The sequence below is a fragment of the Pseudomonas sp. GXM4 genome (assembly GCF_008923895.1).
In the GTDB taxonomy this organism is placed as follows: domain Bacteria; phylum Pseudomonadota; class Gammaproteobacteria; order Pseudomonadales; family Pseudomonadaceae; genus Aquipseudomonas; species Aquipseudomonas atacamensis.
Map to the genome: position 1 here is coordinate 1 of NZ_WBRZ01000182.1, position 11,636 is coordinate 11,636.

9 protein-coding genes are annotated in these 11,636 nt (G+C 58.4%); all 9 read left to right on the top strand.

Annotation, left to right across the window (positions count from 1 at the left end):
• Positions 1-91: 91 nt before the first annotated feature.
• The 9 genes from sdhC to sucD all read left to right on the top strand — a co-directional run bounded on the left by sdhC (position 92) and on the right by sucD (position 11,452).
• Positions 92-466, top strand: coding sequence for a succinate dehydrogenase, cytochrome b556 subunit (sdhC, locus tag F8N49_RS19830; protein ID WP_016773673.1), 375 nt, complete (start codon positions 92-94; stop codon positions 464-466).
• Complete coding sequence (gene sdhD / locus F8N49_RS19835) at positions 460-828, top strand: succinate dehydrogenase, hydrophobic membrane anchor protein (RefSeq protein ID WP_008049683.1); 369 nt, start codon at positions 460-462, stop codon at positions 826-828. The genes sdhC and sdhD overlap by 7 nt, the downstream gene beginning before the upstream one ends.
• 3 nt (positions 829-831) lie before the next feature.
• Positions 832-2,604: a succinate dehydrogenase flavoprotein subunit gene (sdhA, locus tag F8N49_RS19840; RefSeq protein WP_024012149.1), complete on the top strand. Its 1,773-nt coding sequence runs from the start codon at positions 832-834 to the stop codon at positions 2,602-2,604.
• Between the two features lie 11 nt (positions 2,605-2,615).
• On the top strand, positions 2,616-3,320 hold the full coding sequence (locus F8N49_RS19845; protein WP_016773675.1) for a succinate dehydrogenase iron-sulfur subunit: 705 nt from the start codon (positions 2,616-2,618) through the stop codon (positions 3,318-3,320).
• Between the two features lie 251 nt (positions 3,321-3,571).
• Positions 3,572-6,403 (top strand): 2-oxoglutarate dehydrogenase E1 component, encoded by a 2,832-nt coding sequence (locus F8N49_RS19850; RefSeq protein ID WP_041479560.1) that lies wholly within the window; start codon positions 3,572-3,574, stop codon positions 6,401-6,403.
• A gap of 44 nt (positions 6,404-6,447) precedes the next feature.
• Entirely contained in the window at positions 6,448-7,674 is a 1,227-nt protein-coding gene (odhB, locus tag F8N49_RS19855; protein ID WP_151552225.1) for a 2-oxoglutarate dehydrogenase complex dihydrolipoyllysine-residue succinyltransferase, read from the top strand.
• Positions 7,675-7,782: 108 nt separating this feature from the next.
• Positions 7,783-9,219, top strand: coding sequence for a dihydrolipoyl dehydrogenase (lpdA, locus tag F8N49_RS19860; protein ID WP_016773678.1), 1,437 nt, complete (start codon positions 7,783-7,785; stop codon positions 9,217-9,219).
• 182 nt (positions 9,220-9,401) lie between these two features.
• Positions 9,402-10,568 (top strand): ADP-forming succinate--CoA ligase subunit beta, encoded by a 1,167-nt coding sequence (sucC, locus tag F8N49_RS19865; protein ID WP_016773679.1) that lies wholly within the window; start codon positions 9,402-9,404, stop codon positions 10,566-10,568.
• On the top strand, positions 10,568-11,452 hold the full coding sequence (gene sucD, locus F8N49_RS19870; RefSeq protein ID WP_016773680.1) for a succinate--CoA ligase subunit alpha: 885 nt from the start codon (positions 10,568-10,570) through the stop codon (positions 11,450-11,452). The genes sucC and sucD overlap by 1 nt, the downstream gene beginning before the upstream one ends.
• Positions 11,453-11,636 lie beyond the last annotated feature (184 nt).

An 11,636-nucleotide genomic window follows, 5' to 3' on the forward strand; every position in this document is an offset into this window, starting at 1 on the left:
GTCGCATCCCTGGGTGGTGGTTACCTGACCAGTGCACTCCCCAACAACTTTGCCCTGATTGTTAGGGGCTCTTCAGTGTGAAAAAAAAGCCGTGAAAAGCCAACGACCTGTAAACCTAGACCTAAGGACCATCAAACTCCCAGTCACTGCTTACACGTCCATTCTTCACCGTATCTCCGGTGTCATCCTCTTCGTGTGCCTTGCCATCATGCTTTACGCATTGGACAAGTCGCTGAGCTCCGAGGAAGGCTTCGGTCAGGTGAAAGCGTGTCTGACCAGTCCGCTAGCCAAGCTAGTGATTTGGGGCATCCTGTCCGCTCTGCTGTATCACTTGGTAGCCGGTGTGCGCCACTTGATCATGGACATGGGCATCGGTGAGACGCTGGAAGGCGGCAAACTGGGCTCGAAAATCGTTATCGCCGTTTCCGTGGTGGTAATCGTTCTGGCAGGAGTCTGGATATGGTAACTAACGTCACTAACCTGTCGCGTTCGGGCCTCTATGACTGGATGGCACAGCGTGTGTCTGCGGTCGTTCTCGCGGCTTACTTCATCTTTCTGATCGGATACATCGTCGCCAACCCTGGTCTCGAGTATGCCCAGTGGCATGAACTGTTCGCTCACAACGGAATGCGTATTTTCAGCCTGCTGGCCCTTGTTGCTCTGGGCGCTCACGCCTGGGTCGGCATGTGGACCATCGCGACCGACTACCTGACGCCAATGGCGTTCGGCAAGTCCGCAACGGCGATACGTTTCCTTTTCCAGGCAGTATGCGGCGTTGCGATGTTCGCTTACTTCGTCTGGGGTGTGCAGATTCTCTGGGGTATCTGATTCATGGCTAACATTCCAACGATTTCTTTCGACGCCATCATTATTGGTGGTGGCGGTGCCGGCATGCGCGCTGCGCTGCAGCTGGCACAGGGCGGCCACAAGACTGCGGTGATCACCAAGGTTTTCCCGACCCGTTCGCACACTGTATCCGCGCAGGGCGGCATCACGTGCGCCATCGCTTCCGCCGACCCGAACGATGACTGGCGCTGGCACATGTACGATACCGTCAAGGGTTCCGACTATATCGGTGACCAGGACGCTATCGAATACATGTGTCAGGAAGGCCCGGCCGCTGTTTTCGAGCTGGACCACATGGGGCTGCCGTTCTCGCGTACCGAGCAAGGCCGCATCTACCAGCGTCCGTTCGGTGGCCAGTCCAAGGACTACGGCAAGGGCGGTCAGGCTGCACGTACTTGCGCTGCATCCGACCGTACTGGTCACGCGCTGCTGCACACGCTTTATCAGGGCAACCTGAAAGCCGGTACCACGTTCCTCAACGAGTACTACGCTGTTGATCTGGTGAAAAACCAGGAAGGCGAATTCGTTGGTGTGATCGCGATCTGCATCGAAACCGGCGAAACCTCCTACATCCGTGCCAAGGCCACCGTTCTGGCGACTGGCGGTGCAGGCCGTATCTACGCGTCCACCACCAACGCCCTGATCAACACCGGTGACGGCGTCGGCATGGCTCTGCGTGCTGGCGTGCCGGTACAAGACATCGAAATGTGGCAGTTCCACCCGACCGGCATCGCCGGCGCCGGTGTACTGGTTACCGAAGGTTGCCGTGGTGAAGGTGGTTACCTGATCAACAAGCACGGCGAGCGTTTCATGGAGCGTTATGCTCCGAACGCGAAGGACCTTGCAGGTCGTGACGTGGTTGCCCGTTCGATGGTCAAGGAAATCATCGCCGGCAACGGTTGCGGTCCGAATGGCGACCACGTAATGCTCAAGCTCGACCACCTGGGCGAGGAAGTGCTGCACAGCCGTCTGCCAGGCATCTGCGAACTGTCGAAGACCTTCGCCCACGTTGACCCGGTCGTTGCTCCGGTTCCGGTTGTTCCGACCTGCCACTACATGATGGGCGGCGTTGCAACCAACATTCATGGCCAGGCGATCACCCAGAACGCCGAAGGTCAGGACCAGATAATTCCTGGCCTGTTCGCGGTAGGCGAAGTGGCTTGCGTATCGGTACACGGTGCGAACCGTCTGGGCGGCAACTCGCTGCTCGACCTGGTGGTCTTCGGTCGCGCTGCCGGTCTGCACCTGGAAAAGGCGTTGACCGATGGCATCGAATACGACGACGCTACCGAGTCCGACATCGAAGCTGCACTGTCGCGTCTGAACGCGCTGAACAACCGTACCGACGGTGAAGACGTTGCCACCCTGCGTCGCGAGTTGCAAAGCTGCATGCAGAACTACTTCGGTGTATTCCGTACCGGCGAATACATGCAGAAGGGCATCGCTCAGCTGGCCGATCTGCGCAAGCGTATCGCCAACGTGAAGATCAACGACAAGTCGCAAGCGTTCAACACTGCACGTATCGAAGCGCTGGAACTGCAGAACCTGCTGGAAGTGGCTGAAGCTACCGCCATCGCGGCCGAAGTACGTAAAGAGTCCCGCGGCGCTCACGCCCGTGAAGACTTCGAAGACCGTGATGACGAAAACTGGCTGTGCCACACCCTGTACTTCCCGGGTGACAAGCGCGTCACCAAGCGTGCCGTGAACTTCTCGCCGAAGACTGTTCCGACTTTCGAACCTAAAGTCCGGACTTATTAAGGGTGACCGCCATGTTGCAAGTCAGTGTTTATCGCTACAACCCTGATCAGGACGCTGCGCCGTTCATGCAGGATTTCCAGGTCGATACCGGTGGTAAAGACCTGATGGTGCTGGACGTGCTGGCCCTGATCAAAGAGCAGGACGAAGGTTTCTCCTATCGTCGCTCCTGCCGTGAAGGCGTCTGCGGCTCCGACGGCATGAACATCAACGGCAAGAACGGTCTGGCCTGCATCACGCCGCTGTCTGCCGTTGTAAAAGGCAACAAGCTGATCGTTCGTCCGCTGCCAGGTTTGCCGGTTATCCGTGACCTGGTCGTCGATATGAGCATCTTCTACAAGCAATACGAGAAGGTGAAGCCTTACCTGCAGAACGACACGCCGGCTCCGGCCATCGAGCGTCTGCAGTCGCCAGAAGAGCGCGAAAAGCTTGACGGTCTGTACGAGTGCATCCTGTGCGCCTGCTGCTCGACCTCTTGCCCGTCCTTCTGGTGGAACCCGGACAAGTTCCTGGGTCCTGCTGCGCTGCTGCAAGCCTACCGCTTCCTGGCAGACAGCCGCGACACCAAGACCAGCGAGCGTCTGGCTTCACTTGACGACCCGTTCAGCGTTTTCCGCTGCCGGGGCATCATGAACTGCGTCAACGTATGTCCGAAAGGCCTGAACCCGACTAAGGCCATCGGTCACATCCGTAACATGCTGCTTTCGAGCGGCGTGTGATTCAGCTGCTGTAACCGTTGCACCGTAGAGGCTGTGGCGCGGGCTTCAACCCGCGTCATGGCTATAACCAGAGCAGTAGCCATAAGCTGCAGCTCTTCTTTTGAAGAAATGAGACAAGCAGGGGCATCCGGGCTGGTACCCGGACTATCAGTGTGATCCTAGGTGGCTTGTTTTAGTCGCTGCATTCGGACTTCTGCAAGTTTGCTCGGTGTCGACACCGATGGTGTTCCCCTAACCGAGGGTGACCAAGCATGCAAGAAAGCGTGATGCAGCGCATGTGGAACAGCGCCTACCTTTCAGGTGGAAACGCTGCCTATGTGGAAGAGCTTTATGAGCTCTACCTGCACGACCCTAACGCTGTGCCAGAAGAGTGGCGCACCTACTTTCAGAAGTTGCCAGCCGACGGCAACTCTGCCACTGATGTTTCGCACTCGACGATTCGCGATCATTTCGTGCTGCTGGCAAAGAACCAGCGCCGCGCCCAACCGGTTTCCGCCGGCAGCGTGAGCAGTGAGCACGAGAAGAAGCAAGTTGAAGTGCTGCGATTGATCCAGGCCTACCGTATGCGTGGCCACCAGGCAGCCCAGCTTGACCCGCTGGGGCTGTGGCAGCGTCCTGCACCTGCAGACCTGTCGATCAATCATTACGGCTTGACCAATGCCGATCTTGATACGACCTTCCGTGCCGGCGACCTGTTCATCGGCAAAGAGGAAGCGAGCCTACGCGAAATTCACGAAGCGTTGCAGCAGACATATTGCCGCACCATCGGCGCTGAATTCACGCACATCACCGATTCCGAGCAGCGCCAGTGGTTCCAGCAGCGTCTGGAAAGCGTGCGTGGTCGTCCGACGTACTCCGCCGACATCAAGAGCCACCTGCTTGAGCGCGTGACTGCCGGTGAAGGCCTGGAAAAATACCTCGGTACCAAATACCCGGGCACCAAGCGTTTCGGTCTGGAAGGCGGCGAAAGCCTGATTCCGATGCTCGACGAACTGATCCAGCGTTCCGGCTCGTACGGCACCAAGGAAGTCGTCATCGGCATGGCCCACCGTGGCCGTCTGAACGTACTGGTCAACACCTTCGGCAAGAACCCGCGCGAGCTGTTCGACGAGTTCGAAGGCAAGAAGAAGGTCGAGCTGGGTTCCGGTGACGTTAAATACCACCAGGGCTTCTCGTCCAACGTGATGACCACCGGCGGTGAAGTTCACCTCGCCATGGCGTTCAACCCGTCCCACCTGGAAATCGTTTCCCCGGTGGTCGAAGGTTCGGTACGCGCCCGTCAGGACCGTCGCAACGACCTGACCGGTGAGAAAGTTCTGCCGATCTCCATCCACGGTGACGCGGCATTCGCCGGTCAGGGCGTGGTCATGGAAACCTTCCAGATGTCGCAGACCCGCGGTTTCAAGACCGGCGGTACCGTGCACATCGTGATCAACAACCAGGTTGGTTTCACCATCAGCAACCCGCTGGACTCGCGTTCCACCGAGTACGCCACCGACGTTGCCAAGATGATCCAGGCGCCGATCCTCCATGTGAATGGTGATGATCCGGAAGCCGTGCTGTTCGTGACCCAACTGGCCATCGACTACCGCATGCAGTTCAAGCGTGACGTAGTGATCGATCTGGTCTGCTACCGTCGTCGCGGCCACAACGAGGCCGACGAGCCAAGCGGCACCCAGCCACTGATGTATCAGCAGATCACCAAGCAGCGCACCACCCGTGAGCTGTACGCTGATCGCCTGACCCAGGCCGGTGTGCTCGACGCTGAACGTGTTCAGGCCAAAGTCGACGAATACCGCAACGCGCTGGACAACGGTCTGCACGTGGTGAAATCGCTGGTCAAAGAGCCGAACAAAGAACTGTTCGTCGACTGGCGTCCGTACCTGGGCCACGCCTGGACCGCGCGTCACGACACGCGTTTCGATCTGAAGACCCTGCAAGAGCTGTCCGCCAAGCTGCTGGAAATTCCGGAAGGCTTCGTCGTTCAGCGTCAGGTCGCGAAGATCTACGAAGACCGTCAGAAGATGCAAGCCGGCGGCCTGCCGATCAACTGGGGTTACGCCGAAACCATGGCGTACGCGACCCTGGCGTTCGAAGGTCACCCGATTCGCATGACTGGTCAGGACATCGGCCGCGGTACGTTCTCGCACCGTCACGCTGTGTTGCACAACCAGAAAGACGCGGGCACCTACATTCCGCTGCAGAACCTGTACGACGGTCAGCCACGTTTCGACCTGTACGACTCGTTCCTCTCGGAAGAAGCGGTACTGGCATTCGAATACGGTTACTCGACCACCACGCCAAACGCGCTGGTGATCTGGGAAGCCCAGTTCGGCGACTTCGCCAACGGTGCTCAGGTCGTGATCGACCAGTTCATCACCAGCGGCGAGCACAAGTGGGGCCGTCTCTGCGGTCTGACCATGCTGCTGCCACACGGTTACGAAGGCCAGGGCCCTGAGCACAGCTCGGCACGTCTTGAGCGTTACCTGCAGCTGTGCGCCGAGCACAACATTCAGGTGTGCATGCCGACCACGCCAGCGCAGATCTACCACTTGCTGCGTCGTCAGGTGATTCGTCCGCTGCGCAAGCCGCTGGTCGTGCTGACGCCGAAGTCGCTGCTGCGCCACAAGCTGGCCATCTCGACACTGGAAGATCTGGCCGAAGGTTCGTTCCAGACCGTGATCCCGGAAATCGACGCACTGGACCCGAAAAAGGTCGAGCGCGTGGTTCTGTGCAGCGGCAAGGTCTACTACGACCTGCTGGAAAAACGCCGTGCCGAAGGCCGCGAAGATATCGCCATCGTGCGTATCGAGCAGCTGTATCCGTTCCCTGAGGACGACTTGAAAGAAGTCCTGGCTCCGTACACCAACGTCAAACACGCCGTTTGGTGTCAGGAAGAGCCGATGAACCAGGGTGCCTGGTACTGCAGCCAGCATCACTTGCGTCGCAGCATCGCCAACCTCGACAAGACTCTCGTACTCGAGTACGCGGGCCGTGAGGCTTCGGCTGCGCCAGCTTGTGGTTACGCATCGATGCACGCCGAGCAGCAGGAAAAACTGCTGCAAGATGCTTTCACTGTTTAACGCCTTCGCGCTGACTGAAACCGAATTTTAAGGACCCACAGATAATGGCTATCGAAATCAAAGCCCCGTCATTCCCGGAATCGGTTGCCGATGGCACCGTTGCCACCTGGCACAAGAAACCAGGTGAGGCCGTCAAGCGTGACGACCTGATCGTCGACATCGAAACCGACAAAGTCGTGCTCGAAGTGTTGGCTGAAGCTGACGGCGTGCTGGGCGCAATCGTTGCCGAAGAGGGCGCTACCGTTCTGTCGAACCAGGTTCTGGGCTCGATCGAAGAGGGCGGCGCTGCTGCTGCCGCTCCTGCCGCCGCTGCTGCTCCGGCTGCTACTGCCGCTGCCGCACCGGCTGCTGCCGAAGGCGAAGATGACCCGATCGCAGCACCGGCTGCTCGCAAGCTGGCTGAAGAGAACGGCATCAACATCGCTTCCGTTGCCGGTACCGGCAAGGGCGGTCGTGTGACCAAGGAAGACGTGGTAGCAGCAGTTGCTGCGAAGAAAGCCGCTCCGGCTGCCGCACCTGCCAAGGCTGCTGCTCCTTCGGCTGCTGCGCCTGTGTTCGCTGCCGGCGACCGCATCGAGAAGCGCGTACCGATGACTCGCGTACGTGCCACCGTGGCCAAGCGTCTGGTTGAAGCCCAGTCGAACATGGCGATGCTGACCACGTTCAACGAAGTCGACATGACCGAAGTCATGGCTCTGCGTTCGAAGTACAAGGACCTGTTCGAGAAGTCCCACAACGGCGTACGCCTGGGCTTCATGTCGTTCTTCGTGAAAGCGGCCACCGAAGCGCTGAAACGCTTCCCGGCTGTCAACGCGTCGATCGACGGCGGCGACATCGTTTACCACGGCTATGCGGACATCGGCGTTGCCGTTTCCAGCGACCGTGGCCTGGTGGTACCGGTTCTGCGTAACGCCGAGCTGATGAGCCTGGCTGAAATCGAAGGCGGCATCGCAACATTTGGCAAGAAAGCCCGTGACGGCAAACTGTCGATGGACGAGATGACCGGTGGTACCTTCACCATCACCAACGGTGGTACCTTCGGTTCGATGATGTCGACGCCGATCGTCAACCCGCCGCAGGCAGCGATTCTGGGCATGCACAACATCATCCAGCGTCCGATGGCCATCAACGGTCAGGTCGTGATCCGTCCGATGATGTACCTGGCTCTGTCCTACGATCACCGCCTGATCGATGGCAAAGAAGCTGTGACCTTCCTGGTGACCATCAAGAACCTGCTGGAAGATCCGGCTCGTCTGTTGCTGGATATCTAAAAAGCAGCTGCAAGCTTTCAGCTACAAGCCTCAAGCTCAAGGCGAGCGGGTGGGCTTGCAGCTTGAAGCTTGCGGCTTGTAGCTTTATTGCTAAAGAGGATTTTTTGAATGTCGCAGAAATTTGACGTAGTAGTGATCGGTGCCGGCCCTGGTGGCTATGTAGCGGCCATCAAGGCTGCTCAGTTGGGCCTGACCACTGCCTGCATCGAGAAGTACACCGACGCAGAGGGCAAGCAAGCCCTGGGCGGTACCTGCCTGAACGTGGGTTGCATTCCTTCCAAGGCGCTGCTCGACAGCTCGTGGAAATACAAGGAAGCCAAAGAGAGCTTCAACGTTCACGGTATCTCGACCGGCGAAGTCAAAATGGACGTCGCTGCGATGGTTGGCCGCAAGGCTGGCATCGTCAAGAACCTGACCGGCGGCGTTGCCACCCTGTTCAAGGCCAACGGCGTTACTTCGATCCAGGGCCACGGCAAGCTGCTGGCCGGCAAGAAAGTCGAAGTCACCAAGCCGGACGGTTCGGTTGAAGTCATCGAAGCGGAAAACGTCATCCTCGCGCCAGGTTCGCGTCCGATCGACATTCCACCGGCTCCGGTTGACCAGAAAGTCATCGTCGATTCGACTGGCGCTCTGGAGTTCCAGTCCGTACCTAAACGTCTGGGCGTGATCGGCGCTGGCGTGATCGGTCTGGAGCTGGGTTCGGTATGGTCGCGTCTGGGTGCAGAAGTGACTGTTCTCGAAGCACTGGACACTTTCCTGATGGCAGCGGACACCGCTGTTTCCAAGGAAGCGCTGAAAACCCTGACCAAACAGGGTCTGGACATCAAGCTGGGCGCTCGCGTTACCGGTTCGAAAGTCAACGGCGAAGAAGTCGTCGTCAATTACACCGATGCCAACGGCGAACAGACCATCACTTTCGACAAGCTGATCGTAGCCGTTGGTCGCCGTCCGGTGACTACTGATCTGCTGTCTGCCGACTGTGGCGTGGAAATCGACGAGCGCGGTTTCATCGCGGTCGATGACCATTGCGTCACAGCTGTACCGGGCGTCTTCGCCATCGGTGACGTGGTTCGCGGCATGATGCTGGCCCACAAGGCTTCGGAAGAAGGCATCATGGTTGTCGAGCGCATCAAGGGCCACAAGGCTCAGATGAACTATGATTTGATCCCTTCGGTTATTTATACTCACCCGGAAATCGCGTGGGTTGGCAAAACCGAGCAGGCGCTGAAGGCCGAAGGCGTTGAAGTCAACGTCGGCACCTTCCCGTTCGCCGCTTCCGGCCGTGCCATGGCTGCCAACGATACCGGTGGTTTCGTCAAGGTCATCGCCGATGCCAAGACCGACCGCGTATTGGGCGTGCACGTGATTGGCCCGAGCGCTGCAGAACTGGTTCAGCAGGGCGCGATCGGTATGGAATTCGGCACCAGCGCTGAAGACCTGGGCATGATGGTTTTCTCCCATCCGACCCTGTCCGAAGCCTTGCACGAAGCTGCTCTGGCAGTGAATGGCGGCGCCATTCACATTGCCAACCGCAAGAAGCGTTAAGACATAATAAGAAACCACGGCGGCAACGGCCCGTCGTGAGCCTTGCGAGCAAGACTCACCGCGGAATGTCCGCCGGACGCAGTCTTGCGTAGCCCAGCTACGCAAGCAGCAGTCACAGGTGGCGCGGCACTCAAACGAGCGCAGCGCCGAATGCGCAGTACCTAACGAAGACGGTAAAAAGCATGAATCTTCACGAGTATCAGGGTAAGCAGCTGTTCGCTGAATACGGCCTGCCAGTTTCCACTGGTTACGCAGTAGACACCCCGGAAGCAGCAGCAGAAGCTTGCGACAAGATCGGCGGCAACGAGTGGGTCGTCAAAGCCCAGGTTCACGCCGGTGGTCGCGGTAAAGCGGGCGGCGTAAAGCTGGTTCGCAGCAAAGAAGACGCCAAAGCCTTCGCACAGCAGTGGCTGGGCAAGCGTCTGGTGACTTACCAGACTGACGCCAATGGCCAGCCAGTCACCAAGATCCTGGTTGAATCGTGCACTGATATCGCTAAAGAGCTGTACCTGGGCGCTGTCGTTGACCGTTCGAGCCGTCGCATCGTGTTCATGGCTTCCACCGAAGGTGGCGTGGACATCGAGAAAATCGCTCACGACACTCCAGAAAAAATTCTCAAGGCCACTATCGATCCACTGGTTGGCGCTCAGCCATCCCAGGGTCGCGAGCTGGCATTCCAGCTGGGTCTGGAAGGCAAGCAGGTCACTCAGTTCGCCAAGATCTTCGTAGGTCTGGCCAAGCTGTTCAAAGACCACGACCTGGCTCTGCTGGAAGTGAACCCGCTGGTGATCAAGGCTGACGGCGATCTGCACTGCCTCGACGCGAAGATCAACATCGACGCCAACGCCATGTACCGTCAGCCTAAGCTGAAGGCTTTCCACGATCCGTCGCAGGACGATCCGCGCGAAGCGCACGCTGCCAAGTTCGAACTGAACTACGTAGCCTTGGAAGGCAACATCGGCTGCATGGTCAACGGTGCCGGTCTGGCCATGGGTACCATGGACATCGTCAACCTGCATGGCGGCAAGCCAGCCAACTTCCTCGACGTAGGTGGTGGCGCTACCAAGGAACGCGTTACTGAAGCGTTCAAGATCATCCTGTCCGACCAGAACGTCGCGGCAGTACTGGTCAACATCTTCGGCGGCATCGTTCGCTGCGACATGATTGCCGAAGGCATCATCGGCGCTGTGAAAGAAGTCGGCGTGAAAATCCCGGTTGTTGTTCGCCTTGAAGGCAACAACGCTGAGCTGGGCGCTAAAGTACTGGCAGAAAGCGGTTTGAACATCATCGCTGCTACCAGCCTGACCGACGCTGCTCAACAAGTTGTCAAAGCTGCGGAGGGCAAATAATGAGCGTCCTGATCAATAAAGACACCAAAGTTATCTGCCAGGGTATTACCGGTTCGCAAGGTAGTTTCCACACCCAGCAAGCCATCGAATACGGCACCAAGATGGTTGGTGGCGTAACTCCAGGCAAGGGCGGCACCGAGCACCTGGGTCTGCCAGTGTTCAACACCGTAAAAGACGCAGTAGCTGCCACTGGCGCTACCGCCAGCGTGATCTACGTTCCGGCTCCGTTTTGCAAGGACTCGATCCTGGAAGCGGCATTCGGCGGCATCAAGCTGATCGTCTGCATCACCGAAGGCATTCCTACCCTGGACATGCTGGACGCCAAGGTTAAGTGCGACGAGCTGGGCGTAGTCCTGATCGGCCCTAACTGCCCAGGCGTGATCACCCCAGGCGAATGCAAGATCGGCATTATGCCAGGTCACATTCACTTGCCAGGCAAGGTCGGTATCGTTTCGCGTTCCGGCACCCTGACCTACGAAGCTGTGAAGCAGACCACTGACGCCGGTTTCGGTCAGTCGACTTGCGTCGGCATCGGCGGTGACCCGATCCCGGGTTCGAACTTCATCGACATCCTGAAGCTGTTCCAGGAAGACCCGAAGACCGAGGCGATCGTGATGATCGGCGAGATCGGCGGTTCGGCTGAAGAAGAAGCGGCTGCCTACATCAAGGCTAACGTGACCAAGCCGGTTGTTTCCTACATCGCTGGTGTGACTGCTCCTCCGGGCAAGCGCATGGGCCATGCTGGCGCAATCATCTCTGGCGGCAAAGGCACTGCAGACGAGAAATTCGCTGCGCTGCAAGACGCAGGCGTTAAAACCGTGCGTTCGCTGGCAGACATCGGCAAGGCCCTGGCCGAGCTGACTGGCTGGGAAGTGAAGAAGTAAGCTTCGGCTGACTTTTTAGCTCCAGCAACAAAGGCCACCTTCGGGTGGCCTTTGTCGTTTCTGGCGTATGAGAATTTTGAGAGCTGTTGTGGCGAGGGGATTTATCCCCGCTGGGCTGCGAAGCGGCCCCCATGCTAGCGACCATGATCAGTCAGTCATTTCCAGCTCGGATTCTTTGGGACTG